Below are 26,505 nucleotides of genomic sequence, written 5' to 3' on the forward strand. Positions count from 1 at the left end.
TAGATGGAAAGAGACATAAAATAGAATGTAGCTTGAGATATATGTAATCTTAAATAAAAGTAATGATATTATAGATTATATGAAATATGGGAAAGTCAATGATAAGGAAGGTGAGGGTAAAGTTGCAAAATAAATTTTTGATTTGTGATGATTGCCAAGCTGTAAATTGCAAAACTTTAGAAAAAAAGTTGACTAAATTAGACCCTGACGCTGAAATCGAAATCGGCTGTCAGTCATATTGTGGCCCAGGCCGACGTAAAACGTTTGCTTTTGTTAATAATCGTCCATTATCGGCACTCTCAGAAGATGAGCTCATGGAAAAAGTGGTAAAACAGTTACAAAAACCAAGAGATCCTGAAGAAGAAGAACGTTTGAGAAAACGAAATGAAGAACGTAAACGTCGTAAAGAAGAGCAAGATAGAAAACTTAAAGAGAAATTAGCGAAACGTAAAAGTACGCAATAAATTACATGAGTTTATAAAGTAATTACATAAAACGGATTTAACATATTAGAAAATAATGAAAAAAGGATTCCCCTAAAAGTTAGAATTAAGATTCTGGCTTTTAGGGTGTTTTTTATAGATGTATCTAAAAATAGTTTAGAATATAATTATTATTTGAGACGTTTAAGTATTAATTACATATCTAATTAAGTTGTTTAATAAGCAAATTTATTTAGTTTCCCAACGAAACCGTGCTAAATTTAAAATATATAAAATTCTCATATTTCTCATTATTAAAATTGTTGAAAATGGGTAAAAGAACAATGTGAATCAATATACTCATTATTTGAAATAGTAACTAATTACAAATCTAAGTAACAGAAATAATGATAAAGTGGATTTTAAATTTTTACGAAGGAGTCGGATGATATTGACTAAAAAAGTACAAATTGGAAAATCAGATGTTAAAGTGAATCCAATAGCATTTGGTGCTAATGCTGTAGGTGGTCACAATTTATATAACGATTTGGATGAGGAACAAGGTATGGAAACAGTACGTACTGCAATTAGAAATGGCATAACTTTAATTGATACAGCATTTATCTATGGGCCAAAGCGTTCTGAAGAATTGATAGGAGAAACTATAAAAGAATTCACTCGCGAAGAATATGCCATTGCTACTAAGGGCGCGCATTATTTTGATGATGAAGAGAATGTGAAAATGTCGAATGACCCTGCATTTTTAAAGGAGCAAGTTGAACAAAGTTTAAAACGTCTGCAACTAGATTATATAGATGTTTATTATATACATTTCCCAGATGATAACACGCCAAAAAATGAAGCGGTCGCTGCTTTAAAAGAACTTAAAGACGAAGGTAAAATTAAAGCGATAGGCGTGTCTAATTTTAACTTAGATCAACTCAAAGAGGCTAATAAAGATGGCTATGTAGATGTTGTGCAAATGGAATATAACTTATTAAACCGCGAAAATGAGCATATTTTTGATTACACAAGTAAAAATAATATTACCTTTATTCCATACTTCCCATTAGTTTCTGGTTTATTAGCTGGAAAATATAATGAAAACACAACTTTTGATGATTTACGTGCAAAAAACCCTGAGTTTCAAGGCGAAAGATATAAAGAGAACTTAGCCAAAGTGGATCAATTACGTGGTATTGCTGATAATCATAGAGTCGATGTAGCACATATTGTATTGGCGTTCTATTTAACTAGACCATCATTAGATGTTGTTATACCTGGTGCAAAACGTCCAAATCAAGTAGTTGATAATTTAACAACGTTAGATGTGAAATTAACTGAAGATGAAATCAATAAAATAGAAGAATTATTTCCTGTAAAATAATAAATATAATAAGACAAGCTAGAATTTAGTTTGTCTTATTATATTTATATTTATAACTTTATTTCTAAAAATATGCATTTATAATATAGATAAAAGTTCTGATTTTGAGCAAATAATTTAATTTTTCAATCTATTTTCATTAAACTGTTTATAAACTAGACTTTTTAGTGTAGGATTATTAATTAAGTTTAGAAAATTTATGGAATTGTATATTTATGATTTTTACATGATGTATTTTTAAATTAGTAGTAGAAGGAGATTATTATGATTACAGTGTTATTTGGGGGCAGTCGACCAGATGGAAATACTGCGCATTTAACTAAGATGGCCATAGATGGGTATGACTATGAATGGATAGACTTAACAGAACATCAATTAAATCCTGTGAGAGATGTAAGACACGATAATACCACTATAGAATCATACGAAGATGATTACAAAACCATTATAGATAAAGTGTTAGTAAGTGATACGGTTATTATTGCTTCACCAATATATTGGTATAGCTTATCAGCATCAATGAAAGCGTTCATTGATCATTGGTCTGAAACGTTGATGGATCCAAGATATAAAGACTTTAAAGCAAAAATGGCAGAAAAAGATTTTAGATTGATTATTGTGGGCGGCGATTGCCCTAAAGTCAAAGCTAAACCTTGTATTACACAAGTCAAATATAGTTTGGAATTTTTAGGCGCAAGCTTATCGGGCTATATTATAGGCACGGCAGAAAGACCTGGGGACATAGAAAAAGATGTATACGCATTAACACGTGCCCAAGAGTGGCAACAAACATTACAACATAAGTAAATATATAACAAATAGTTTAAGCCCGAGACATAATTACGTGTCTCGGACTTTTTAATCACATAAGCAATAGATGACTGAAATGAAAACGCGTTATAATCAGCTATTTGTATCAAACGAGATAAAGTATTTTGAATACAAATATTATGTTATAATGTAGCTATTATTACCTATCTAAATAGGGGGAGAGCGACATGCAAGAAATTAGAAGAGCAACACCCGAAGATGTTGTGGGCATCAGAGATGTAGCAACGAAAGCTTGGTATAACACTTATTTGAATATTTACGCAGCTAAAACGGTCAACGAGCTATTGGCTGCTTCATATAATGGTCAACACTTACTTAAACGATTAGAAGATCAATTATTCCTAGTTGTAGAAGAAGACAATGAGATTATTGGTTTTGCGACGTTCATATATGGTACGGAATTATTTTTATCTGCACATTATGTGAGGCCATCGTGGCAACACCATGGTTATGGTTCGAAATTGTTAACTGAAGGGTTGAATTATTTTGAAGGAAAATATGATGAAATCTTTTTAGAAGTCGATAATAAAAATGATGAAGCAGTGTCATTTTATGAGCAAAAAGATTTTGAAAAACTCCGTTCTTACACACATGTAATGTATGGAGAGGCAATGGATTTAGCTTTAATGCGTAAAACATTAAAGTAACCTGCGCAGTATAGATATGAATAGGAGAATGACATTGACCTTTACAACTTATGCTACACAAAAATTACCAGAAGAAAAAGTGTTTAAAGACCCCATTCATAGGTACATTCATGTCAGAGATCAAGTAGTTTGGGATTTGATTAAAACAAAAGAGTTCCAACGTTTGAGAAGAATTAAGCAATTAGGAACATTATATCTCTCATTCCACACAGCTGAACATAGTAGATTTGGTCACTCACTTGGTGTATATGAAATAGTGCGTAGAATAATCGATGATTCATTTAATGGACGTGAGGCTTGGGATAATAACGATAGACCTTTAGCCTTATGTGCAGCTTTATTACACGATTTAGGACATGGGCCTTTTTCACATAGTTTTGAAAAAATATTTAATACAGATCATGAAGCTTTTACACAAGCGATAATCACTGGACCAACTGAAGTTAACGAAGTTTTAAAGCGTGTGTCAGAAGACTTTCCACAACAAGTAGCGGATGTAATTAACAAAACACATGATAATAAATTAGTAATCTCAATGATATCTTCTCAGATTGATGCAGATAGAATGGATTATTTACAACGTGATGCTTATTTTACAGGCGTATCTTATGGCCAATTTGACATGGAGCGTATATTAAGACTGATGAGACCTTCTAAAGATGAGGTGCTTATTAAAGAGAGTGGTATGCACGCAGTTGAAAACTTTATCATGAGCCGTTATCAAATGTATTGGCAAATATACTTTCATCCGGTAAGTAGAGGTGGCGAAGTATTACTAAATAACTGTTTAAAACGAGCGAAACAATTGTATAACGAAGGTTACACATTCAAAATGTATCCGACTGATTTCATACCTTTCTTTGAAGAATCTATGACAATCGAACAATACGTTGATTTAGATGAAGCTGTTGTATTATATTACTTAAAAGCTTGGGTTAAAGAAGATGATCCGATCTTGAGTGACTTATCTCGCCGTTTCATTAATCGTGATTTATTTAAATATATGCCATTTGATGGTTCTATTATAACGATTACAGAATTAACGGATTTATTTATTCAAGCAGGCATTGATCCAAACTATTATTTCGTAAGTGAATCTTTCTCAGATTTACCATATGATTATGACAGACCGGGGTCTGATAGAAAACCGATACATCTTCTAAAAAGAAATGGTAAAACTCGTGAAATAAGCAGCCAATCGTTGGTTATTCACAGTATTACTGGTATTAATAGAGAAGATTACAAATTATATTATCCTAAGGAATTGATTTCTCAAATAGAAGATGACGAAATAAAGAATGCTATCAATAGCATTTTAGATGAGTTGAATTAATTTGAAGTAGGGTTGTAGAATATGAGTTAAGGCGTGAATTAAATAATCAAATGTGGGTTTAAGAGCTAACGATTTAGTAATTTACTAGACATCGGTGTCTGTAATCAGACTTTATACATGTAGTTAGATTAAAGATGATTTACATTTGTATTTATACTTAACACAATAAAACATCATTGTTAAACTCAATATTTAATAAACAATAAATGATTAAACTCAAGAGCTATTACAAATTAAATGTAAATGTGGGAGGTGTACGATAATGGCTGAAAATAAAGGATTTAAGTTCAATATTATCAAGAATGATCCACTAGACGGGCATAAAGGTACAAATATAGGTTCAATTAGCTTAGACAACGTAGCACCTGTTTTTTTAGATGTTCAAAACAAGGAAGCTTTCATAGATATTGGTGGCATGCATGCACGTTCAAGTGTTGAAAAAGGCGTTAAATGGATTAAAGAGAAAGAAGTAGTAGAAGGTGACGAAGCGAAACCGTACTGGTTATGTTGGGTTACAACCGAAAGAGGAGAAAATGGCCCATATTATGCTGGTGTTACAGCTTGTTATTTATTGGTGAACAAAAGTATACGTAGAGGGTATAAGAGTATGCCTGAACACGTTAATATGATGGATAAATCAATGAAACATCAAATCGAAATAGACCATATTGGTGAAGAAAATAAAGCTGTATTAAGAGAATTCCTTAAATCACACAATGCAGAGATGTGGCATAATTCCAAAGCGCTATTACATGAAACCTTAGGAAATAAATAATTGATGGTATGAGGAGACAGTTAAGCCTTTTGTTAAGGTTTTGCTGTCGAATCTGGGACATAATGTTCTTATATTAGTGAAAAAAGGCGATTTCTATTGAAATAAAATAGAAATTGTCTTTTTCATTATTGTTTTGATTATAGTTAGCTCGTTAATTTAGTTTAGTCGTGTTTATTAAATTATACGTAAGGGCCTTATTTTTTAAAATATTTTAATGTAAAATTACATATGAATGTGAGGTGTTTTGGCGAGACTCTTGAGGGAACTGGACAAGCTGAAGATTACAGGCTGAAGCTGCCCTCTAAGAAAACGAGCCAATAATACGAAGTATTGAATTAAATCATCTGAGTGCTATTTTTCTGGGATTTACGTTCCATCCTCAGTTTTGATATTGATACGCTGTGGCTTCATAGTGAACTAACTTTTATCATATCTAGGGAATATGATTTATTTCATATGTATGTAATGCAAGAGTTTGTTTATATAATTTCTTTATTTTGTATAGATATACGTTGTTTAGAGAAAGTGCTTCTATGATAAAAATCGTTTTCTCAACTGTAATGCGCATATTAAGTATGCTATAATAGTGTGTATTATTTTAAAAGATTAGGGTGAAACGTACATTGGAAAACAATGTTAATATCCAAACTAAACAAATTGTTAAACAATTTGACAATAAAGAAAAATTCAATGTGAACACACAAGGCACTTGGCAAAAACGAAAAGCTGAATTTATACGTTATCAAGAAGAAGTTAATGAAATGACTGTAAATGTGACTGTTAAAATCGAAGAATCTGGTGTGAAAATTATTCGTAAAGGTGATATCAACATGAATCTTCATTTTGTTGAAGGTGAAGATACAATTACTTTATATGAAATAAGTGGTGGTCGCATTCCGTTAACTGTACGAACACACTCTATTTTACATTTTGTATTAGAAGATGGCGGTAAGTTGAAAGTGCATTATGATTTAATTCAAGATGAAGAAAAAATGGGTTCTTACCAATATGAAATTATTTATAAGGAGACGCCGTAAATGAATATAATTGATCAAGTAAAACAAACGTTGATTGAAGAAATCAATCATAGTATACAACAAGCGCAACTCGCAGACGCAAGTGAAATTCCAGAAATTAAAGTTGAAATCCCTAAAGATACTGCAAACGGTGATTATTCAACGAACATTGCAATGGTTTTAACGAAAATTGCGAAACGTAATCCACGTGAAATTGCACAAGCAATCGTAGACAATTTAGATACAACTGCAGCAAATGTTGAAAAAGTGCAAATTGCTGGGCCAGGTTTTATTAATTTCTATTTAGATAACGCTTATCTAACAGCTATTATTTCAGAAGCTATAGATAAAGGTTCTGATTTTGGAAGTACAGAAGAAAAAAATGGTGAAAATATATTATTAGAATACGTGTCAGCAAACCCAACTGGAGATTTACATATCGGTCATGCGCGTAATGCAGCTGTTGGGGATACATTAGCAAACATTTTAACTGCAGCGGGTTATAACGTAACTAGAGAATATTATATTAACGATGCTGGTAACCAAATTACAAATTTAGCTCGTTCTATTGAAGCACGCTATTTTGAAGCACTTGGTGATTACTCATTTGAAATGCCTGAGGGCGGGTATCACGGAAAAGATATTATTAATATTGGTAAAGACTTAGCTGAAAAACAACCAGAATTAAAAGATCTAGATGAAGAAACACGTATTAAAACATTTAGAAAATTAGGCGTCGATTACGAAATGGAAAAATTAAGAACAGATTTAGCTGATTTTAATACTCATTTTGATAGTTGGTTCAGTGAAACAACTTTATATGAAAAAGGCGAAATCACAGAAGTACTTAATAAGATGACTGAACTTGGTTATACTTACGAAAAAGATGGTGCGACATGGTTACGTACTACTGATTTTAAAGATGATAAGGACAGAGTATTAATCAAAAATGACGGTAATTATACTTATTTCTTACCAGATATTGCATATCACTTTGATAAAATTGAGCGTGGCAATAATACTTTAATCAATTTATTTGGTGCTGACCATCATGGTTATATCAACCGTTTAAAAGCTTCTCTTGAAACCTTTGGTGTTGATAGTGAACGTCTTGAGATACAAATTATGCAAATGGTGCGTTTAATGCAAGATGGACAAGAAGTTAAAATGAGTAAACGTACAGGTAATGCCATCACTTTACGTGAAATAATGGATGAAGTAGGTGTAGATGCTGCGCGTTATTTCTTAACAATGCGTAGTCCTGATACACACTTTGATTTTGATATGGAACTTGCTAAACAAGAATCACAAGATAACCCTGTTTATTATGCGCAATATGCACACGCGCGTATTTGTTCAATATTGAAACAAGCAGCTGAAAGAGGTATTACACCTTCTAAAGACGCAGATTATTCACTTATCACAAATGATAAAGCAATTGACTTGTTGAAAAAAATTGCTGAATTTGAGACGACGATACAAAGCGCTGCTACGAATAGAGCTCCACATAGAATTACAAATTATATTCAAGATTTGGCTTCACATTTCCATAAGTTTTACAATGCTGAAAAAGTACTTACAGACGATGAAGATAAGACAAAAGCACATATTGCGTTAGTAGATGCAGTGAGAATTACATTGCACAATGCACTTGATTTAGTCGGTGTAACTGCACCAAAATCAATGTAGTGTGTAAATAAAGGAGAGCTAGTATGAAAATTGTTGTTTTTGAGTAGGCTGATATTAGCTTACTAAAAACAATTAATAAATCGTGCTAGCTCTTTTTATTATGTTAAAAGTAGCAAGAAACTCAAAGAATTAGGGGATGTTCAAGTGGGATTAGATACCAAAATGTTATATCAAGTATTATATAAGCACATGGGTCCACAAGGTTGGTGGCCGGCCGACACTAAGATTGAAATAATGTTAGGGGCAATTTTAGTTCAAAATACAAATTGGAGAAACGCAGCTTATGCAATTGAATCTCTCAAATTAAATACTTCATTAGAACCACAAAAAATACTGAATTTAGAAATAGAAGTGTTGCAAAAAATTATAAGGTCTAGTGGGTTCTATAAGAGTAAAGCACAAACAATTCATGCTTTATTGAGTTGGTTAGAGCAATTTGATTTTGATTATGAAGTCATTAATGAACATTTTCAAGAAAATCTTCGAAAGTCATTGTTAAGTATAAAAGGCATCGGTAGTGAGACTGCTGACGTTTTGATTGTCTATATATTTGATGGTATTGAATTTATACCTGATAGTTATACGCGAAGAATATATTATAAATTGGGTTATGATCACACTATGAGTTACGAAAAGCTTAAAAAACATATCGATTTGCCAGATAGCTTTACGAATCAAGATGCAAATGAATTTCATGCATTGTTAGATAATTTCGGTAAAGAATATTTTAATGGTAGTGGGCCACACAAAGTTGATTTTCTTGAAAAATATTTTGTACGATGACTTTAATTTGAAAGAATTTGTATATGGCAGTTATGGTTCGTTCAAATTATTTCGATTATAATTAAGTAAGATTATAAAATTTATTAGAATTACTAGAAACTGTGAGAGATCTTTCTACAGTTGTAGTATTGTAAATATGCGCCTTAATTTGAAACAAAATGCTTTAAAAAAATAAATAAAAATAACTAGAAATTTGGTATGATAAAAGAAAAATAATAATAGGAGTTTAAGAAATGAAAAAGCAATTTAAAATAGTAAGTCTTTTTATTGTTATTGCCATACTTTTAGTAGCATGTGGAACAAATTCTAATCAATCACAACAGAAAGAGCAGTCAGAAAATCATGATTATAAACGAATTGTATCTTTGATACCGAGTAATACTGAAATTTTATATGAATTAGGGTTAGGCGACAGGGTGGTTGGAGTTTCAACTGTAGATGATTATCCAAAAGAGGTAAAAGATAAAAAACAGTTTGATGCAATGAAGTTAAATAAAGAGGCCTTGTTGAAGGCTGAACCAGATTTGATTTTAGCGCATGAATCCCAAAAGTCTACGAGTGGTAAAATACTCAATTCACTCAAAGAAAGTGGCGTGAAAGTTGTATATGTCAAAGATGCCCAATCCATTGATGAAATGTATAAGACATTTCGTCAAATAGGGGAAGTCACAGGTAAGAATAAAAAAGCTAAGGAACTTGTAAAAGAAACAAAAGCAAATATTAAAGAAGTTAAAGATTCTATTCCTAAAAATGCTAAAGCCCAAAAAGTATTTATGGAGGTATCATCTGAGCCAGAAATTTATACTGCAGGTAAAGAAACTTTTTTTGACGATATGTTAACTCAATTAAAAGTAGATAACAGTTTTTCTAATTTAACAGGATGGCAAAAAATTAGTAAAGAAGATATTATTAAGAAAAATCCTGATATTTTGATTTCTACGATGGGGATTTCAAAATCAGAATATGAGAAAATTATAGATCAACGTGGCGGTTTTAATGAAATTAATGCGGTGAAAAACAATAATATTGAAGCGATTAATGGAGATCAAATTTCACGTCCAGGACCAAGAATCGATGACGGATTGAAAGCTTTAAGAGATGCTATTTATAAACAATAAGTATAATAGATATCCGTTGTTTAGAAAGTAACTATCATAAGAAATATTAAACTTAACACCTAGCGTGAGATGTGTTGAGTATTACATACTTCTTCGCTAGAATGTTTAACATTTTAGTTGATCGTAAATTGTAAGGGACGGAATATAAATCTAATCAAAAGTTTAGATTTATATTCCGCTTTCTTTTTCTAATTTAACAGAAAATCACAGGATTAAATATAGTGTTAATTACCAGTGGTATTATAATTATTGAGAATGTCAGTGAAAGCGTGGCGTGGAAAGAAATGAGATATTATAAAGCAATCATAATATGGTCAATACTACTTATAGCAAGCATCTTGTTAAGTTTAATGTGGGGGATTGGACATGTAAGTGATGCATTGTCCCAAACAATTTTATATCAAGTAAGAATGCCTAGAATGTTGCAAGCATTACTCGCAGGAATAAGCTTAACGCTAGCAGGACATATGTTTCAAACACTGTTAAATAATCCTTTAGCAGATAGCTTTACTTTAGGTCTCGCGAGTGGTGCAACATTTGGGTCAGGGTTAGCTGTTGTCTTAGGTGTTTCCTTTATATGGTTGCCAATGTTTTCGGTAGTATTTAGTATAATTACACTTATCCTAGTAATCACTCTAACTACAGCCATGTCAAAAGGCTATCCAATTAGAACATTAATATTAGCTGGAATTATGATAGGCGCACTATTTAATGCGTTTTTATATGTTTTGATTATATTTAATCAAAGTAAAATGAAGAATATTGTAAATTATATGTTTGGTGGATTTTCATCTGCAGAATACAATGAAGTAATTTATAGTGGCGCCGTAACCGTTATTAGTGTGATAATGCTATTTGGTATGATTTCCAAAATAAAATTATTGCAACTTGGAGATTTACGTGCGCAATCATTAGGACTAAATGTGAAAAGTATAACTTATATGACATTATTAATTGCTTCTATTATGACTGCAGTGATTGTGGCGTATGTGGGGGTTATAGGATTTATTGGGATGGTTATTCCTCAACTTGTAAGAAGAAATAGTGTACATTATAATTTAAGTCAACAAATGGTGCTGAACATGATGATAGGTGGTACAATCATGGTGCTCTCAGATTGGTTGGGGAGTACATTGCTGGATCCTTTCCAAATACCAGCTAGTATTATTTTAGCGTTACTTGGTATTCCAGTATTATTTTATATTATGATGACACAATCCCGTGTTTATGATTAGATAGTGATGTTTAAAAAATATAAAGCAAAATTTGCTTGTTTGAAAAAATGTTTATAAAGAGGTTATGATGATGGACTTAACACAAGTTAAAGCGGTCGTGTTCGATTTAGAAGGAACACTTTTAGATCGAAAAAAATCACGTGAAAAATTTATTGAAGAGCAATATGAACGATTCCATGATTACTTGGTGCGCATTCAACTTGAAGATTTTAAAAGTAAATTTATTGAGCTAGACGATGACGAAGATCACGATAAACCAGAACTGTATAAGGCGATTATTAAAGATTTTCATGTTGATCGGTTAACTTGGAAAGATTTATTTCATGACTTTGAGATGCATTTTTATCGTTATGTCTTTCCATATTACGACACATTATATACGTTAGAAAAATTAACAAATAGTGGCTATTTAACGGGTGTTATAGCTAATGGCAAATCTAAAATTAAGCAATATCGAATGCATGCATTAGGTGTAGAAGATGCTATAAATTACTTATCTACTTCAGAAACTGTTGGTTATCGCAAACCACACCCGAAAATTTTCGAAGATATGTTAAATCAATTAGGTACAAAACCTGAAGAAACAATGTATGTAGGTGATGATCCACTAAATGACGTAGCACCAGCAAGAGCCATGGGAATGATTAGTGTCTGGTTTAAAGAAGAAGAAACAGTTGATTTAGAGCCTTTACCAGAAGAAGTAGACTTTACAATCAATACAACTGAAGAACTGTTATCTATATTACCTATTACAAAGAAAGGGAGATAATTATGAACCTATTTACAACAAGAGATGGTGTAGCCTTAAATTATAGAACAAGTGGAGAAGGCAATGTCATAGTGATGATACACACTGCTTTAGATAATTTAACTGTTTTTAATGATATTGAAGAAAAATTTAACAAGAATAATCAAGTGGTGTTAGTAGACTTACGTGGCCATGGTTATTCAGATAAACCAAATGAAATTAATTTTGAAACATATGCAGAGGATATTAAAGCATTGTTAGATTACTTATATGTAACTCAGTGTGCATTTATTGGTCATGAATTAGGTGCTTCTGTTGCAGTATCATTTGCGTCTTTATATCCAGATATGACAAGTTCTTTAACGTTAATCAACCCGACTTTATTGAGTGATATGTCACCAGAGGAACGCTTGTATCGTAAGTATGCTGATCAAATTAGAAATTGGGATAAAGAATCACAACAAAAATTCTTAGATAAGCATTTATACTATTCTAAGCGCAAAGCTAAAAAATTCTTAAAACAAGTAGATGACACAAATAGCATTGCGACAAAAGCAGAATTATATGCAGTAAAAGCTTCATTTAACGATAATAATATTATGCGTTATTTAAGTGGAGTTGTTTCACCGACTTTAATTGTTGCGGGCCAACATGGAGCGAGAACTACAGTAGTTGAAGCGAAAGAAGTAGGAGACTATATTGGCGAAGTGAAATTTGAAGTTTTTACAGCTTCCGGATTATATCCATTTGTAGAAGAAAAAGAAAAATTTGTAGATGTTGTATCTAAATTTATTAAAGAAAATGAGCCAACAATGTTGTATTAAAATGCAATAATGTAGACAAACCAAAAGCTAATTTTAGCATTTGGTTTGTTTTTTGTTTGAAGATAAAAATTGAAGTTTATAATTTAGATAGTACGCTATTGAATAAAAAATATGTGAAGCTTTGTCGGTGAAGAATCACAGAAATGATATGATTCGATTTATCTAATAATTAATAATATAAGTTAGAATATTGGAAGATTATTATTACTTTGATTACAACGGAACATCTTTTTGTAATCTTTTTGTAATACTACTGTTATTTTAGTAACATTTATAGTACAATATAGATAAGCACAAGATAACTTATATAGACAGAAGGAGAGAGTGCTTATGAAAAAATTATTTGCAGCAGCCCTAATTTCAGGTTTAGCGATCTCTGGATTTAGTACAGGTAGTGTTGAAGCAGCGTCAGGTAACTCTATCCAAAGTGTTAAATCACTTCAACAGGGAGATACAACGCTAGAAGGTGCTAAAATAGGTGCTTCTATACAAAGCGTATTGAGTGAAAATAATGCCCCAATTTATTCATATAGTCCAGATGGTAATGAACATTATTATGAATTTAAAAAAGACAACGGTGTGCTTGTTGTGACGGCAGACGGTAAGAAAAACAAAGGAAAAATCATTCGTGTTTCCATGAGTTACAATGATACTAATGGCCCAACATATAAAGATGTTAAGTCACAGGTAAGTAAAAATGCTGTTACACGTGAGCATTATAATGATGTGACTGGTAACTTTGGCTATGTACAAGATGACGAACTATCTTATCAATTTAGTTCTGCATCTCCAAGTGATAAAGATATCAAACTATATCGTATAGATATGGGAGAATAATATTTACTTTGTAATATTTTAACGAATTGTGTGGTAGCGAATTAACATTTTAACGGTTGAATAGTGTAACTTTAAAAAGTGGTTCTTTAAAGTGGCGCTTAAACTGCCAATATTAATTGAGAGGCTAAGACATTTATTAATGTCTTAGCCTCAATTTATTGTTAAAATAGAGAGTAATGTGAGATTATTAACTGAATTAAAGGTTACGCCATTTTAGTGATTTAAAAATAATGAGTCATTACATAAATTTTAAAAATGATTTAAAGGAGCCGATCATGAGAGTTAACGACAAAGTTTTAGTAGAAAATATAAACGACTATTTTACTCATAAAGGTCTTTCTCCCAATTTAATAGACGATATTAAAGAGAAACTAAAAAAAGATTTAAAAAAATCAGAGGCAAAAGATGAAGATTATATAGAATATAGACGTAAATCACCAGCTGAAATTATATTAACCATACAACGTAATTTATTCACTTTACAATTAAATCCCATCATATTCTTTATTGTAAATTTTATTTTGTTGTCTTATTTATATGATAAACAATATGTACCGTTCCAAGCAGCTACGGGTACTTCTATTTTTTATTGTCTAGTGATTTTACCAATTTCAATTTTTATATATTTAAGGATTGATTGGAAAAACTATCTATATAGTAATAAATTCGAAATGGTTATAGGCTTAGTAGTCGCTGTTGTATCTATGGTTCTAGTCATCTTACAAGGCTTCAATATCAATTTAGGTATTGTTGCTGTAACAATTTATGCCCATCAAGCTGTATTTTTTATCGGTATTTTATTTAGTATATCGGGTCTATATTTTAGACGGTTAGAATTTACAGGTATAGGTTTATTGTTATGCCAAAAAACCATAGATGCCATGATAAGTAACTCAAGTATTACGCAAATTGCATCTATTGTTATTTGGATATTACTACTTATAGTGATTATATATTACACTATTCGAATTTCTTCACGAAACTAATATAAATTTTTACATTTTTTTAAAATGAACTGAAACACGTGCTAATTTATTGAAGTCTTATGACCACAAAATAGCACGTGTTTTTTATTGCATCTAAAGCGTTTATAAACCATGCCAGTTTATAAAAAAATTAAAAATAAAAAATGTAGCATACGCACTTTAAAAAAGGGGTATATTATTTTTGTAAGGGGAGGTGACCCATAATGAAAAAATTAGTAACAAACTGTAACAACGAGATTGCATACATCCGAGAGGGTCAAGGTTTTCCTATTATATTAATCCATGGACTCGATGGTAATATGGCTTCATTATTTGCTTTGAAAGATGAATTAAAACAACATTACGAAGTTATTGTTTACGATGTTAGAGGTCACGGTAAATCATCTAAACCCAATTCATTTAATTTAGATGATCATGTAGAAGATCTAAAGGAATTGATGGCAAAGTTAAATATTTCAACTGCACATATTATTGGGCATGATATGGGTGGTTTAATTGCAAAGCATTTTAATGATAGATATAACTCGATGGTAAAGACACTGACATTGATAGCTTGTAACTTAATTGATAGCGTACATGGGTTAAATAAATTGATGATTGAACATCAAGATGAAATTGAAGGTTTTGATAAGTCCGAATCGCTCATTTTATTGTTACCTTATATGTATCAAGAAGAAGAAAAGGCAAAAAGATGGTTTCAAAAACAATTAATTTATAGCAGACAGACTGCTGAAGATAGTGCTGTAGCAACACGTGCGTTAATGCAATTTCCAGTATTTAATAAAGATATTGTTATTAAAAATACGGATACACCTACATTAATTATTAATGGGAAATATGATCCGTTAATTTCTAATAAAGTACTAGAAAAGTACCATTATGCGTTTAGTTCACTGCAAATGATAGAATTTGAACATTCTGGCCATGCGCCTCATATAGAAGAACCGAAGTATTTTTTAGCTGTTTATAGTGATTTTATAAATGCTACAGAGTATCAAAAATAGTAAAGTAATATTTTTGATACTCATTTTAATTGCAAACATTTTAAATTACGATGCATACAAAAATAAGCTTGAGCCATAAATCATTATGGCTCAAGCTTATTTTTGTATTAGCGTATACTGATTTACATAGAATAAACGCTTCTAACAAGCGCTATAAGTTTCTTTTTACCAAATATACTTAGATAGAGTAATCAAGAAATACATTTAGTAAATAAAATTTCTTGATTATCTTTTTTAAAGTAAAAGTTTATACTTCGTTATCGTCGTTTGCTGCTTTAATACGGTCATTAACACGTGATAATAACTCATTAATTTTCTTACGTTGTTTCGTGTTTACTAAAATTAATACAGTTCTTTCATCATGTTCATTACGTTTTTTATCGAAATAATCTTCTTGTGATAAGTTTTTAACTGCTTTAACAACTTGAGGTTGTTTATAGTTTAAGTGATTAATAATATCTTTCAAATAATATTCTTCACTTTCGTGTTCGCTGATATATGTTAATACAGCAAACTCCTCAAAACTTACAGAAAATTCCTTTTTGATAATACCTTTTAATTTATCAGCGTAAGTAACCATAGCTAATAATTCAAAACAATCATTGATTTTGGTGATAGCCATCCTATTATTCCTCCCTAATTCTATATGCCCAATCAAATATACATATTAAAAATATTTTTGTATAATTATTTGTCTTAATTCAAAGTGTAAAACAAAGAGTTTATCATAATCTATGGCTTAATTATATTTGGGTAAAATATATTAAAACCACTATTATTTAGTTTATTATAACTAAATAAAAATAGAAAGTAAACAAAAAACTGTTTAAGCGTTACGTAAATGATTTCAGATATTAATTCAATTCTATACATACCAATGATTGAATTGAAATTAATATATCTTCGTTTCAATTTGCCGTGATTTGATAAAAATAGTAAATAAGCGTTTTGTATTTAAAGACAATTACTATTTATACTGTGCACTTCTAATTTTTAGACACTACTGTATCAACGTTTCTAGCGATTATGTCTCCTTGATTTAAACCATCAAGAATTAATACATCTTTTTTATTACCCATATTTTGTGATTTGATAACCCGTTTAATAATTTTTTTATTTCTTTGTAAGAAAACAAATTTATTATCATATATTGCAGACTTTGGTATTACAATTTTTTTATTAGGTTTTTCAATATAATAATGCTTGCCATGTAATGAATTTAAGTTAGTGCTAATTTCTACATTATATTGTGAGTGTTTAGCTTTAGCATCGAATTGTACAGGTAATTTAGCAATATATGTTATTTCACCAGTATAGCTTTTCTGATTTTCGTCTTTAAGCAATACTTTATCTTTTTCATGCAATTGTGCTATAAGTGATTCAGAAACAACAGATTTGATTATAGCATTAGAATTAAAAATTTGCAGAATAAGTTCTTTATCTTTTGTAGGAAATTTTTGATTCATTTGAATTTCACCTTCAAAGGGCGCATAAATAACAGTACGCAACGTTGATTGTAATGATTCAATTTCTGTTTGTGTGCGAGTAATTTCATTAGTAATAAATGATTGTAATTGAGGACTTTTACGTTTTAAATGTGACAGATATTTTTGTTTGTCAGTGATAAGGCGTTCAATGGCAGGATTATAATATTCAAAGAGCGGTTGGTGTTTTTTTACAGTATCATTGTTTTTGATAAACCAATTATGAATATAACCTTTATCTGTTTCTAAGAATAGTTTGGTTATTTGGGTAGGTTGCTGTATGCCTAAAAAGTGATAGGGGGATTCGTACTTAATTTTAATAGTTTCTATATGGGGATGGGTCTGATTAGAGGGGATAGATTTTAAATAGAACCAACAGGATAGTGCAATACTACCTAATATTCCTAATAATATAAGTAATATAAAAATTTTTCGCAATAAGGTCACCTCGTGTTGTTAAGATGGTTTGATTATACAGTGAAAAAGACTCAAATTGCTATAAAAAAAGTGCGTCATTTACAGTTTGACAAAAGTAAATGATGCACTATTACAATTTTAAAATAATCTTAGTAATATAATACCAATCATGATGGCTATAATCCCTAAAACTTTGCGTGGCGTTATTTTATTAACGTTTGTACCTAAGAGGCCAAAATGATCTATGATGATACCCATCAACATTTGGCCTAGCATAACAATAATCGTTGTCAGTGCAGCACCTAAATGTGGCATTAAGATAATGTTTGTTGTTACGAAGATTACACCTAATATACCACCGATAGAATAAATAGGTTTTAACTTACCTTCTTTACTATTGAAAGTGGTAACTTTAAGACTTTTGTTAAATATCAGCGTCAAAATAAACAATACAATAGTTCCAACTGTAAAGGATATGAGCGAGGCCATGATTGATGAATGTAGTTGCTGACCTAACGCACTATTAATAGCTGTTTGGATAGGCGGGCAGAACCCAAACATAAATCCGATAATAAGCCATATATATACTGTTGAAGACTGTATTTTGTCTTTGGGATTTCGTCGGACATAATTCATAAGAAGGATCCCGAAAATTAAAAAGAGGATACCTAACACTTTTAATAAAGTAAAAGGTTGTTTATCGGCGCCAAACCACCCAAAACTATCAATCGCCACGCCCATTATAATTTGACCTGCTACCGTCATAACGACTGTTAAGGAAGCTCCTAAACGTGGTAAAAGTAATAGATTTCCTGTTAAGAAAATAACACCAAGCATACCACCAACAAACCATTGATAATTCAATGACTGGTTGCTATAAAATTGGCCTGTAAAAACATCGGGATTAATAATTAGATTAATTAAAATTAGAAAAATAGTTCCTGTTGCAAATGAGATTGTTGATGCATAGAATGAAGATTTTGTATATAAACTCAACCTAGAATTGATTGAAGTTTGAAATGGTACTACCATACCTGCAACAATACCAATGATATATAAAAGAATCATTAAATCACGCTTTCCTTCAAGATAACTATATTATAAAGGAAAGATTAATGTATGCATACATTTAAATTTGGAGTAGAAATGTGTATATATCAGAGAAAATAATGTACACAATAAACAAAGTATAATAAAATACGTATATTGATGTTTTTTGTATCATAAAAAATAACAAATTTAATGTATTTTGTTTAATGAATGTAAATGCAGAAGTGAGTGACTATAGATATTGAAACAACTTTCCATAATTCGTCTTTTAGATGAGGAAACTTTTTTTGTTAGCGCAGGCAGTAACGATCAAATAAAAAAGAATCAATTTATAGAAGTGTTAAATCCTAGACGGACATATAAAAATTTAGCTCAAATCGTTGAAGTATATGATAATTATTCAATGTGTAAAAAATTGGGTAAAAAAAAGATATTTTTTGGTGATACCGTTAGGCTAAGACCTTTGAGAGATAATGATAGATTAAAATAGAAAAGTAGTTAGTTGATATAATATATGAGCTTTATTATTTGGTAGTAAAAAAGGCCTGAAACTATTTGTTTCAAGCCTTTTTACGTAATGTTTTTAAATATAGTCTATTACGTGATTGTATTATATTTAATTTTCAAATATGAGTTTAGTAGATTTGTCTATAATTTGTGCAGCGTGTACTGTTTTAGGGATACCTGACTTCGGTCTTAAAATATCCAAATCAATTAATTTTGTCATGCCTTCTTTTACAGCGGATTCGTTTATAAAATGCTCGATTTTGGGTATTTGTAATTTGACCGTCTTGTTAACAGCATCATTGAAAATAAGTTCTAATGTTTGAGACATACTTTGTTTCCTCCTTAATTAATTGTTTCTGTCTTAATGACTTCAAGTTTGTCAAAACGTTCTCCAGTGATTTGTTCGATAATAGATTTGAAACTTTTAAGTTGTTCGGGTTTTACGTCTGTGTTTAAATTAGCAAAATGACGCTTGAACTGACTGGCTTTACCATTTTTGTCGAACAATGTACGCGATAATGTGACTGCGAGTTGGCTTATATTATTCATCTTAATAACCTCCTTTCACTATATATATCGACTGCGAGTAGCAAAACGGTCAAAAAATTTCAAAAAATTTGTATTAAACACTTCCATGTGACATAAATATCATATATCATTAAATAAGAAACATTTATGGTGTGAGAGGTGGAAATATGAATCAAGTAGATCCTATTAGGGATATTGAAGAAATTAAATCAATGTATAAAGTGTTGGGTTGTAAGTCTAGACGAGATTATTTATTATTTAAATTTGCGATACATACTGGTGTTAAACTATCTGAATTATTAAATTTATGTGTGAATGATATTAAAGAATCCAATGACCATATAAAGTTATATTGGCTTGAAGACCATGCACCTAATATTTATATTAAATTACCTGATGATTTAAGAAATGAATTGCTTGAATATATAAATGAGGAAGGCCTAAAGGAAGATCAATTGTTGTTTCAATCTAATAGAACGTTTAAAGGTTTATCGAGGCAACAAGCGTACCGAATTATACATGCGGCTGCTAGTGACTTAGGCATGCCACATATCGGTTTGACCACATTAAGAAAAACATTTGCATATCATGCTTATCAATCAGGTATTTCCATATCAATTATTCAAAAATACCTAGGTCATCAAACTACTTATGAAACGATGAAATTTATAGGTATTTCTACAAAGAAGAGTAATACCACAATAGCTTTGAATTTATAAATTATAATTAAAGGGGGAATACGATGAGTTTAGTCTATCTACTTGGAGCTTTATTTTTAATAATGTTACTTTTATTAGTAACAATGGCTACACCTAAAATCCAAAGATTTGCAGGTCATATTGCACTCTTAGCACCCCTCGTTGCCTCTATATACTTTCTATGGCAATTACCACAAGTAATGCACGGCCATTTTGTATCTGTAAAAATACCATGGCTTACACTATTAGATATCAATATAGATTTTAGACTAGATGGTTTAAGTTTATTCTTTAGCTTGTTGATTTCACTTATTGGATTAGCAGTATTCTTTTATGCTATGCAGTATTTATCAAAAGAACATGATAATTTACCACGTTTTTATATATATTTATTACTTTTTATGATTAGCATGTTAGGCGTAGTTACTGCAAATAATACAATTTTAATGTACGTGTTTTGGGAATTGACTAGTGTTTCTTCATTTTTATTAATTGCATATTGGTATAGTAAAGGTGAAAGTCAGTTTGGCGCGATTCAATCATTTATGATTACTGTATTTGGTGGACTTGCTTTATTAGTAGGATTTATCATGATTTATACTGTAACAGGTACGAATTCAATATCTTCTATTATTGAACAGAGCGATAAGATTGCAGAAAGTAATCTTTTTATACCTATCGTTATATTATTCTTAATTGGTGCGTTTACAAAGTCAGCACAGTTTCCTTTCCATATATGGTTACCTAAAGCAATGGCTGCACCTACGCCGGTGAGCGCATATTTACACTCTGCAACTATGGTTAAAGCGGGTATTTTCTTGCTATTTAGGTTTACACCATTATTAGGATTGAGTGATTTTTATATTTATTGTGTGACATTTGTTGGTCTAATCACGATGAGCTTTGGAGCAGTTAATGCAACGAGACAGTTTGATATGAAAGCTATTTTAGCTTATTCAACAATAAGCCAATTAGGTATGATTGTTGCTATGGTTGGTTTAGGTGGTGGATTTGCACAACATCCTACCGGTGCATTATCTGAGGCATATGGATTTATCCTCTTTGCAGCATTATTCCATCTTATGAACCACGCACTATTTAAAGGTGCATTATTTATGGGTGTAGGTATTATTGATCATGAAACAGGTACGAGAGATATCCGCCGCTTGTCTGGTTTGAGAAAAGCCTTTCCAATCACACATATCGTTATGTTACTATCAGCATTATCTATGGCTGGTATACCATTCTTAAATGGATTCCTTAGTAAAGAGATGTTCTTTGATGGCTTAGTTAGCGCGGTTGAACTACCACAATTTAACCTTTCATTAACAATAGTTATAACATTTATTGGAGTTTTAGCAAGTATTTTTACATTGATATATTCAGCTTACATGATTAAGGAAGTGTTCTGGGGAGATTATCAAAAAGCAGATTTACCAATCAAATCACCTCATGAGCCTTTTATATTTACTCTACCTTCTGCAATTATGATGATTTTGTTACCGGTTATCTTTTTTGTACCAAATATTTTTGGACATCATGTGATTTTACCGGCGTTACGAAGTATCACAATTGGAGAAAAAGTAGATAATGTGGCGCCACACATTGCTCAGTGGCATGGCTTTAATTTGCCTCTGATTTTAAGCATTATTGTAATAGTTGTCGGATTTACAATGGCTTTTAAAATAAATTGGAAAAACTATGCTAATAAGTTTAAAGTGAAATCAATCACAGACTTATATTTAGGTTCGTATAATCAATTTGAACATTATTCTGGTTATGGTATCCGTACTTTAATGAATAACCGTTTAAATCATTATATTACATTAACTTTATTAATATTTAGTATGGTTGTCATTTATGGGATTATTCAAGCAGGTTTCCCAGATGTTCAACAGATTCATGTCAGTGAATTTGGTCCAATAGAAGTAATTACATTAATCGTTGTGTTCGTGCTCGGTATAGCTTTAACATTTATTCGTCAACGTTTAACAATGGTTATACTCAACGGAATTATCGGCTATTGTGTAACAATTTTCTTCATTTTAATGAAAGCACCAGATTTAGCGTTAACACAGTTGGTGGTAGAAACGATTACTACGATTCTGTTTATCGTTAGTTTCTCAAGATTGCCAAACGTTCCACGTGCAAAAGTACACAAAAAGCGTGAAGCAGTTAAAATAGTCGTATCATTATTGATGGCAGTGATTGTCGTGACATTAGTATTTATCGCTCAACAAAGTGATTCAATGCCTACAATTTCAACGTTTTATCATGATGCTTATAATTTAGCAGGTGGTAAAAACATTGTAAATGCAATACTGGGTGATTTCCGTGCTTTAGATACATTATTTGAAGGCATGGTGCTAATCATAGCTGGTTTAGGTATTTATACACTACTTAACTTTAAAGAACGGAGGGGTCAAGATGAAAGAGAATGATGTTGTATTACGAACGATAACGAAGATTGTCGTATTTATATTGTTAACTTTTGGATTTTATCTGTTTTTAGCCGGGCATAATAATCCAGGCGGTGGCTTCATTGGCGGTCTCGTTTTTAGTTCAGCATTTCTATTGATGTTTTTGGCCTTCGACGTTAAACAAGTTTTGGTTGCATTACCATTAGATTTTAGAATTCTAATGATTTGTGGCTCTTTATTATCATTCATTACAGCAGTTGTACCTATGTTCTTTGGTAAACCGTTCCTTTACCAAACAGATGCGTATGTGCAATTACCGTTGTTAGGAGAAGTTCATTTATCAACTGTAACACTATTTGAAGCGGGCATCGTATTATCAGTCGTTGGTGTAGTTGTTACAGTTATGCTTTCAATTAGTGGTGGTCGCTCATGAATTTAATTTTATTAATGGTCATTGGCTTTTTAATATTTATTGGAACGTATATGATATTATCAGTCAATTTAATAAGAATTGTTATTGGAATTTCAATTTACACGCATGCTGGTAATCTAATTATTATGAGTATGGGTAAATATAGCAGGGACATGGTTGAACCTTTAATTGGTGAGGGAAGTAAGCAATTTGTGGATCCTTTGTTACAAGCTATTGTATTAACTGCAATAGTTATTGGCTTTGCAATGACTGCCTTTCTCTTAGTACTTGTATATAGAACATATCGTGTAACTAAAGAAGATGAAATCGATGTACTGAGAGGTGATGACGATAATGATGAGTAATTTATTAATATTACCATTACTACTACCAGCTATTTGTGGTTTAGGATTAGTATTCATTCGTACGCATAGTAGGTTATCTAGAATCTTTTCAATTGGTACGATGGCTTTTACCACCGTAGTTTCCTTAGCATTGCTCATTTATGTAATGTATAACAAACCGCTTGCATTAGATTTTGGTGGTTGGAAAGCACCGTATGGTATTCAATTTGTTGGAGATTCCTTAAGTTTATTGTTGGTTGTAACTTCAAGTTTTGTCGTTACACTAATTATGGCATACGGCTTTGGGCGAACTGAGAAAAGAGCGATACGTTACTATTTACCTAGTTTTATTTTATTCTTAACTGTCGGCGTAATAGGCTCGTTTCTAACTGCAGATTTATTCAATATCTATGTTATGTTTGAAGTGATGTTATTAGCTTCATTCGTACTTATTACATTAGGGCAATCTGTAGAGCAATTACGTGCTGCAATTATCTACGTCGTCCTAAATATTTTAGGTTCATGGTTGTTATTATTAGGCATTGGTTTATTATACAAATTAACAGGTACATTAAACTTCACGCTTGTAGCTCAACGACTGAATGAAATGAGTGACAAGAGTGCTATCGTAATTGTCTCTATGGTGTTCATAATCGCATTTGGTGCGAAAGCTGCGTTAGTATTATTTATGTGGTTACCTAAAGCATATGCGGTACTAAATACAGAGTTAGCAGCGCTATTCGCAGCACTAATGACTAAAGTTGGTGCTTACGCCTTAATTCGTTTCTTTACGCTTATCTTTGATGAACATCATGGAATCTCACACCCATTATTAGTCTTTTTATCTTGTATTACAATGCTTATAGGTGCTTTTGGCGTACTTGCCTATAAAGATATTAAAAAAATTGCAGCATACCAGGTTATACTATCAATTGGTTTTGTAATCTTAGGATTGGGAACGAATACTTTTGCTGGTGTAAACGGCGCGATTTTCTATTTAGCAAATGATATCGTAGTTAAAACGTTACTATTCTTTATTATTGGTAGCTTAGTATATGTGACGGGTTATAGACAATATAGAAGTTTAAATGGATTGGCTAAGCAAGAGCCGTTCTTTGGTGTAGCGTTTGTTGTGATGATACTAGCTATTGGTGGAGTACCACCATTAAGTGGTTTCCCTGGTAAAGTGTTCATTTTTGAAGGGGCAATTGAAAATGGAAACTACATTGGTTTATCACTGATGATTATTACAAGTTTAATAGCAATGTTTAGTTTATTTAGAATTTTCTTTGTGATGTATCTCGGCAATGAACAAAGAGGCAAAACAATTGTATTTAAAAAAATTCCACAATATCGTAAGGCACTCATAGGAATCTTAGTAGTAACGATTATCGCAATGGGTATTGCGGCACCGTTAATATTTAAAGTAACTGAAGACGCGACGCATTTAAATATGGATGATGGATTGTTCGAAAAAATGGTTAATCCTCATTTAATGAAGGAGGATGAATAATGAGACAAGTCTTACTTAATATCGTCATTGCCTTTTTATGGGTCCTTTTTCAAGATGAAGATTCTTTTAAAATTTCGACCTTTTTTGCAGGTTACCTTATAGGTTTATTGGTTATTTATATTTTACATCGTTTCTTTGGCCAACAATTTTACTTGAAAAAAGTTTGGGTCAGTATCAAGTTTTTAGCTGTTTATCTTTATCAGTTAATTACTTCAAGTATGACGACAATCAATTATATTTTATTTAAAACAAAGGACTTAAATCCTGGGTTAGTAACTTATGAAACGACGTTGGATACAGACTGGGAAGTATCATTCCTAACAATCTTAATCATTATCACGCCCGGCTCCACAGTTATTAGGATTTCCAAAGAAAAGCAAAAGTTCTTTATACACGCCATTGACGTTTCAGATAAAGAAAAGCAAAAATTACTGAAAAGTATCAGACAATATGAAGGACTCATATTGGAGGTGGCAGAATGATTGAATATCTAATAGATTTCTTTATTACGAGTGCATTGATATTATTTGGCATAGCGTTATTACTAACATTATTTAGATTAATAAAGGGGCCAACTACTGCAGATAGAGTGGTTGCATTTGATGCTGCCAGTGCCATTTTAATGTCGATGGTAGGATTGCTAAGCATTGTGTTCGGCACATTTTCATTCTTAGACTCGATATTACTCATCGCCATTATTTCCTTTGTAAGTACAGTGTCAATTTCTAGATTTATAGAAGGGGGGCACGTCTTCAATGCAAATAACAAGCGAAATCGTTAACCTTATTGCAGCTTTTATGATATTTTTAGGAAGTATTATAGCCTTAATTAGTGCCATTGGTTTAATTAAATTCCAAGACGTCTTTTTACGTAGTCATGCCGCAACGAAAAGTTCAACGTTATCTGTATTATTGACGCTGGTAGGCGTTATCATCTATTTTATTTCGTCACAAGGTTATTTAAGTGTAAGACTTATTCTCGCTTTAGTGTTTATTAATTTAACATCTCCTGTTGGGGGACACTTAATTTCTCGTGCGGCGTACCGTACTGGCGCGTATATGTATAGAAAAAGCGATGCGCCTAGACAAACTAATATTTTATTGAGCGCTACTGAGAATAACACATTTGAACAATTGAAAAAGCGTGCACATGAGCGTGAAGAACGCAGAAGAAAAACGTATGAAAAAGAACACGATTACTAATTTTTTAATAAGGAGACACTTCTCATATTTTAAGAAGTGTCTTTTTGTTTCAAATGGCGTAATTAACTGTAATTATACTTTAAAATAGAAAATTATAGTTTTTAGGTGCATTACGTTTAAGTGATAGTCAATAAAATGATAAAATAATATATATTTGTAATTATGTTAATTTTTAAATTAATTATCGAATTGGGGAAGAAAAAAAACATTTAGTATTTGATGAGTAAGAGTTTGAAACACGATATGTTCAGTTAAAAACAATATTATTTTATGTTTCAACCTCAATGATTATGAA

General features: G+C 31.3%; 29 protein-coding genes and 1 pseudogene. 25 read left to right on the plus strand and 5 right to left on the minus strand.

Features of this window, described 5'->3' with window-relative positions:
• Nucleotides 1–122 precede the first annotated feature (122 nt).
• The 16 genes and pseudogenes from J5E45_RS10230 to J5E45_RS10305 all read left to right on the plus strand — a co-directional run bounded on the left by J5E45_RS10230 (nucleotide 123) and on the right by J5E45_RS10305 (nucleotide 15,635).
• Nucleotides 123–464, plus strand: a complete 342-nt coding sequence (locus J5E45_RS10230; protein WP_069792767.1) for a YuzB family protein — start codon at nucleotides 123–125, stop codon at nucleotides 462–464.
• 409 nt (nucleotides 465–873) lie between these two features.
• A complete protein-coding gene (locus tag J5E45_RS10235; RefSeq protein ID WP_039068866.1) occupies nucleotides 874–1,809 on the plus strand; it encodes an aldo/keto reductase in 936 nt (311 codons plus the stop codon).
• Between the two features lie 264 nt (nucleotides 1,810–2,073).
• Complete coding sequence (locus tag J5E45_RS10240; RefSeq protein ID WP_069792766.1) at nucleotides 2,074–2,616, plus strand: flavodoxin family protein; 543 nt, start codon at nucleotides 2,074–2,076, stop codon at nucleotides 2,614–2,616.
• A 191-nt stretch (nucleotides 2,617–2,807) separates the two neighbouring features.
• Entirely contained in the window at nucleotides 2,808–3,287 is a 480-nt protein-coding gene (locus tag J5E45_RS10245; protein ID WP_039068864.1) for a GNAT family N-acetyltransferase, read from the plus strand.
• A gap of 28 nt (nucleotides 3,288–3,315) precedes the next feature.
• The gene (locus tag J5E45_RS10250) at nucleotides 3,316–4,620 is read left to right on the plus strand and encodes an HD domain-containing protein (protein ID WP_172643896.1); all 1,305 of its coding nucleotides are present in this window, start codon (nucleotides 3,316–3,318) and stop codon (nucleotides 4,618–4,620) included.
• Between the two features lie 262 nt (nucleotides 4,621–4,882).
• Nucleotides 4,883–5,395, plus strand: a complete 513-nt coding sequence (locus J5E45_RS10255; RefSeq protein ID WP_069792765.1) for a YwhD family protein — start codon at nucleotides 4,883–4,885, stop codon at nucleotides 5,393–5,395.
• 623 nt (nucleotides 5,396–6,018) lie between these two features.
• Nucleotides 6,019–6,432: a YwiB family protein gene (locus J5E45_RS10260; protein WP_069792764.1), complete on the plus strand. Its 414-nt coding sequence runs from the start codon at nucleotides 6,019–6,021 to the stop codon at nucleotides 6,430–6,432.
• The gene (argS, locus tag J5E45_RS10265; RefSeq protein WP_069792763.1) at nucleotides 6,433–8,100 is read left to right on the plus strand and encodes an arginine--tRNA ligase; all 1,668 of its coding nucleotides are present in this window, start codon (nucleotides 6,433–6,435) and stop codon (nucleotides 8,098–8,100) included.
• A gap of 162 nt (nucleotides 8,101–8,262) precedes the next feature.
• Nucleotides 8,263–8,883, plus strand: coding sequence for an endonuclease III domain-containing protein (locus tag J5E45_RS10270; RefSeq protein WP_101050516.1), 621 nt, complete (start codon nucleotides 8,263–8,265; stop codon nucleotides 8,881–8,883).
• A gap of 233 nt (nucleotides 8,884–9,116) precedes the next feature.
• The gene (locus J5E45_RS10275; RefSeq protein WP_039068856.1) at nucleotides 9,117–10,001 is read left to right on the plus strand and encodes an ABC transporter substrate-binding protein; all 885 of its coding nucleotides are present in this window, start codon (nucleotides 9,117–9,119) and stop codon (nucleotides 9,999–10,001) included.
• 284 nt (nucleotides 10,002–10,285) lie between these two features.
• Complete coding sequence (locus J5E45_RS10280) at nucleotides 10,286–11,236, plus strand: FecCD family ABC transporter permease (protein ID WP_039068949.1); 951 nt, start codon at nucleotides 10,286–10,288, stop codon at nucleotides 11,234–11,236.
• Nucleotides 11,237–11,306: 70 nt separating this feature from the next.
• Nucleotides 11,307–12,051: pseudogene (locus J5E45_RS10285) on the plus strand (HAD family hydrolase).
• Nucleotides 12,008–12,808, plus strand: a complete 801-nt coding sequence (locus J5E45_RS10290) for an alpha/beta fold hydrolase (RefSeq protein ID WP_039068853.1) — start codon at nucleotides 12,008–12,010, stop codon at nucleotides 12,806–12,808. The pseudogene J5E45_RS10285 and the gene J5E45_RS10290 overlap by 44 nt, the downstream one beginning before the upstream one ends.
• A 330-nt stretch (nucleotides 12,809–13,138) precedes the next feature.
• Entirely contained in the window at nucleotides 13,139–13,645 is a 507-nt protein-coding gene (locus tag J5E45_RS10295) for an SA0570 family protein (protein WP_039068851.1), read from the plus strand.
• Nucleotides 13,646–13,920: 275 nt separating this feature from the next.
• Entirely contained in the window at nucleotides 13,921–14,631 is a 711-nt protein-coding gene (locus tag J5E45_RS10300; RefSeq protein WP_039068849.1) for a hypothetical protein, read from the plus strand.
• A 203-nt stretch (nucleotides 14,632–14,834) separates the two neighbouring features.
• Complete coding sequence (locus J5E45_RS10305; RefSeq protein ID WP_069792759.1) at nucleotides 14,835–15,635, plus strand: alpha/beta fold hydrolase; 801 nt, start codon at nucleotides 14,835–14,837, stop codon at nucleotides 15,633–15,635.
• A gap of 247 nt (nucleotides 15,636–15,882) precedes the next feature.
• On the opposite strand, the gene sarA is transcribed toward J5E45_RS10305, so the two are convergent.
• The 3 genes from sarA to J5E45_RS10320 all read right to left on the minus strand — a co-directional run bounded on the left by sarA (nucleotide 15,883) and on the right by J5E45_RS10320 (nucleotide 18,604).
• Nucleotides 15,883–16,257 carry a global transcriptional regulator SarA gene (gene sarA, locus J5E45_RS10310; protein ID WP_017722642.1) on the minus strand — a complete coding sequence of 125 codons (375 nt, stop codon included), beginning with the start codon at nucleotides 16,255–16,257 and terminating at the stop codon, nucleotides 15,883–15,885.
• 364 nt (nucleotides 16,258–16,621) lie between these two features.
• Nucleotides 16,622–17,557 carry an efflux RND transporter periplasmic adaptor subunit gene (locus tag J5E45_RS10315; protein ID WP_208182166.1) on the minus strand — a complete coding sequence of 312 codons (936 nt, stop codon included), beginning with the start codon at nucleotides 17,555–17,557 and terminating at the stop codon, nucleotides 16,622–16,624.
• 117 nt (nucleotides 17,558–17,674) lie between these two features.
• Entirely contained in the window at nucleotides 17,675–18,604 is a 930-nt protein-coding gene (locus J5E45_RS10320) for a DMT family transporter (protein ID WP_208182167.1), read from the minus strand.
• A 223-nt stretch (nucleotides 18,605–18,827) separates the two neighbouring features.
• Between J5E45_RS10320 and J5E45_RS10325 the strand changes: the two genes are divergently transcribed.
• On the plus strand, nucleotides 18,828–19,076 hold the full coding sequence (locus tag J5E45_RS10325; protein WP_039069365.1) for a hypothetical protein: 249 nt from the start codon (nucleotides 18,828–18,830) through the stop codon (nucleotides 19,074–19,076).
• 126 nt (nucleotides 19,077–19,202) lie between these two features.
• On the opposite strand, the gene J5E45_RS10330 is transcribed toward J5E45_RS10325, so the two are convergent.
• Together J5E45_RS10330 and sroA are read right to left on the minus strand one after the other, a co-directional pair.
• Nucleotides 19,203–19,421: a DUF2922 domain-containing protein gene (locus J5E45_RS10330; protein WP_039069364.1), complete on the minus strand. Its 219-nt coding sequence runs from the start codon at nucleotides 19,419–19,421 to the stop codon at nucleotides 19,203–19,205.
• A gap of 14 nt (nucleotides 19,422–19,435) precedes the next feature.
• The gene (gene sroA / locus J5E45_RS10335) at nucleotides 19,436–19,642 is read right to left on the minus strand and encodes a sigS mRNA-stabilizing protein SroA (RefSeq protein ID WP_039069363.1); all 207 of its coding nucleotides are present in this window, start codon (nucleotides 19,640–19,642) and stop codon (nucleotides 19,436–19,438) included.
• A gap of 146 nt (nucleotides 19,643–19,788) precedes the next feature.
• On the opposite strand from sroA, the gene J5E45_RS10340 reads away from it, so the two are divergent.
• From J5E45_RS10340 to J5E45_RS10375, 8 genes are read left to right on the plus strand one after another with little or no spacing between them, the layout of a single operon-like run.
• The gene (locus tag J5E45_RS10340) at nucleotides 19,789–20,340 is read left to right on the plus strand and encodes a tyrosine-type recombinase/integrase (protein WP_039069362.1); all 552 of its coding nucleotides are present in this window, start codon (nucleotides 19,789–19,791) and stop codon (nucleotides 20,338–20,340) included.
• Between the two features lie 23 nt (nucleotides 20,341–20,363).
• Nucleotides 20,364–22,760, plus strand: a complete 2,397-nt coding sequence (locus J5E45_RS10345; protein WP_069792757.1) for a DUF4040 family protein — start codon at nucleotides 20,364–20,366, stop codon at nucleotides 22,758–22,760.
• Nucleotides 22,747–23,172 (plus strand): Na+/H+ antiporter Mnh2 subunit B, encoded by a 426-nt coding sequence (gene mnhB2 / locus J5E45_RS10350; protein WP_017722634.1) that lies wholly within the window; start codon nucleotides 22,747–22,749, stop codon nucleotides 23,170–23,172. The genes J5E45_RS10345 and mnhB2 overlap by 14 nt, the downstream gene beginning before the upstream one ends.
• Nucleotides 23,169–23,516, plus strand: a complete 348-nt coding sequence (gene mnhC2 / locus J5E45_RS10355; RefSeq protein WP_039069360.1) for a Na+/H+ antiporter Mnh2 subunit C — start codon at nucleotides 23,169–23,171, stop codon at nucleotides 23,514–23,516. Before mnhB2 ends, mnhC2 begins: the two co-directional genes overlap by 4 nt.
• A complete protein-coding gene (gene mnhD2, locus J5E45_RS10360) occupies nucleotides 23,506–25,008 on the plus strand; it encodes a Na+/H+ antiporter Mnh2 subunit D (protein WP_069792756.1) in 1,503 nt (500 codons plus the stop codon). The genes mnhC2 and mnhD2 overlap by 11 nt, the downstream gene beginning before the upstream one ends.
• Complete coding sequence (mnhE2, locus tag J5E45_RS10365; RefSeq protein ID WP_029377794.1) at nucleotides 25,008–25,490, plus strand: Na+/H+ antiporter Mnh2 subunit E; 483 nt, start codon at nucleotides 25,008–25,010, stop codon at nucleotides 25,488–25,490. Before mnhD2 ends, mnhE2 begins: the two co-directional genes overlap by 1 nt.
• Entirely contained in the window at nucleotides 25,487–25,789 is a 303-nt protein-coding gene (gene mnhF2, locus J5E45_RS10370; protein WP_039069358.1) for a Na+/H+ antiporter Mnh2 subunit F, read from the plus strand. Before mnhE2 ends, mnhF2 begins: the two co-directional genes overlap by 4 nt.
• Nucleotides 25,764–26,210: a Na+/H+ antiporter subunit G gene (locus tag J5E45_RS10375; protein ID WP_017722629.1), complete on the plus strand. Its 447-nt coding sequence runs from the start codon at nucleotides 25,764–25,766 to the stop codon at nucleotides 26,208–26,210. Before mnhF2 ends, J5E45_RS10375 begins: the two co-directional genes overlap by 26 nt.
• Nucleotides 26,211–26,505 lie beyond the last annotated feature (295 nt).

Origin of the sequence: Staphylococcus shinii, assembly GCF_017583065.1 — a bacterium.
Lineage (GTDB): Bacteria > Bacillota > Bacilli > Staphylococcales > Staphylococcaceae > Staphylococcus > Staphylococcus shinii.

Bases quoted from the DNA above. Each gene is read 5' to 3' on its own strand.
- J5E45_RS10240 (WP_069792766.1), top strand. From the start codon at position 2,074: ATGATTACAGTGTTATTTGGGGGCAGTCGACCAGATGGAAATACTGCG.
- J5E45_RS10245 (WP_039068864.1), top strand. From the start codon at position 2,808: ATGCAAGAAATTAGAAGAGCAACACCCGAAGATGTTGTGGGCATCAGA.
- J5E45_RS10250 (WP_172643896.1), top strand. From the start codon at position 3,316: ATGACATTGACCTTTACAACTTATGCTACACAAAAATTACCAGAAGAA.
- J5E45_RS10255 (WP_069792765.1), top strand. From the start codon at position 4,883: ATGGCTGAAAATAAAGGATTTAAGTTCAATATTATCAAGAATGATCCA.
- argS (WP_069792763.1), top strand. From the start codon at position 6,433: ATGAATATAATTGATCAAGTAAAACAAACGTTGATTGAAGAAATCAAT.
- J5E45_RS10270 (WP_101050516.1), top strand. From the start codon at position 8,263: ATGTTATATCAAGTATTATATAAGCACATGGGTCCACAAGGTTGGTGG.
- J5E45_RS10275 (WP_039068856.1), top strand. From the start codon at position 9,117: ATGAAAAAGCAATTTAAAATAGTAAGTCTTTTTATTGTTATTGCCATA.
- J5E45_RS10280 (WP_039068949.1), top strand. From the start codon at position 10,286: ATGAGATATTATAAAGCAATCATAATATGGTCAATACTACTTATAGCA.
- J5E45_RS10290 (WP_039068853.1), top strand. From the start codon at position 12,008: ATGAACCTATTTACAACAAGAGATGGTGTAGCCTTAAATTATAGAACA.
- J5E45_RS10295 (WP_039068851.1), top strand. From the start codon at position 13,139: ATGAAAAAATTATTTGCAGCAGCCCTAATTTCAGGTTTAGCGATCTCT.
- J5E45_RS10300 (WP_039068849.1), top strand. From the start codon at position 13,921: ATGAGAGTTAACGACAAAGTTTTAGTAGAAAATATAAACGACTATTTT.
- J5E45_RS10305 (WP_069792759.1), top strand. From the start codon at position 14,835: ATGAAAAAATTAGTAACAAACTGTAACAACGAGATTGCATACATCCGA.
- sarA (WP_017722642.1), bottom strand. From the start codon at position 16,257: ATGGCTATCACCAAAATCAATGATTGTTTTGAATTATTAGCTATGGTT.
- J5E45_RS10320 (WP_208182167.1), bottom strand. From the start codon at position 18,604: ATGATTCTTTTATATATCATTGGTATTGTTGCAGGTATGGTAGTACCA.
- J5E45_RS10330 (WP_039069364.1), bottom strand. From the start codon at position 19,421: ATGTCTCAAACATTAGAACTTATTTTCAATGATGCTGTTAACAAGACG.
- sroA (WP_039069363.1), bottom strand. From the start codon at position 19,642: ATGAATAATATAAGCCAACTCGCAGTCACATTATCGCGTACATTGTTC.
- J5E45_RS10340 (WP_039069362.1), top strand. From the start codon at position 19,789: ATGAATCAAGTAGATCCTATTAGGGATATTGAAGAAATTAAATCAATG.
- J5E45_RS10345 (WP_069792757.1), top strand. From the start codon at position 20,364: ATGAGTTTAGTCTATCTACTTGGAGCTTTATTTTTAATAATGTTACTT.
- mnhB2 (WP_017722634.1), top strand. From the start codon at position 22,747: ATGAAAGAGAATGATGTTGTATTACGAACGATAACGAAGATTGTCGTA.
- mnhC2 (WP_039069360.1), top strand. From the start codon at position 23,169: ATGAATTTAATTTTATTAATGGTCATTGGCTTTTTAATATTTATTGGA.
- mnhD2 (WP_069792756.1), top strand. From the start codon at position 23,506: ATGATGAGTAATTTATTAATATTACCATTACTACTACCAGCTATTTGT.
- mnhE2 (WP_029377794.1), top strand. From the start codon at position 25,008: ATGAGACAAGTCTTACTTAATATCGTCATTGCCTTTTTATGGGTCCTT.
- mnhF2 (WP_039069358.1), top strand. From the start codon at position 25,487: ATGATTGAATATCTAATAGATTTCTTTATTACGAGTGCATTGATATTA.
- J5E45_RS10375 (WP_017722629.1), top strand. From the start codon at position 25,764: ATGCAAATAACAAGCGAAATCGTTAACCTTATTGCAGCTTTTATGATA.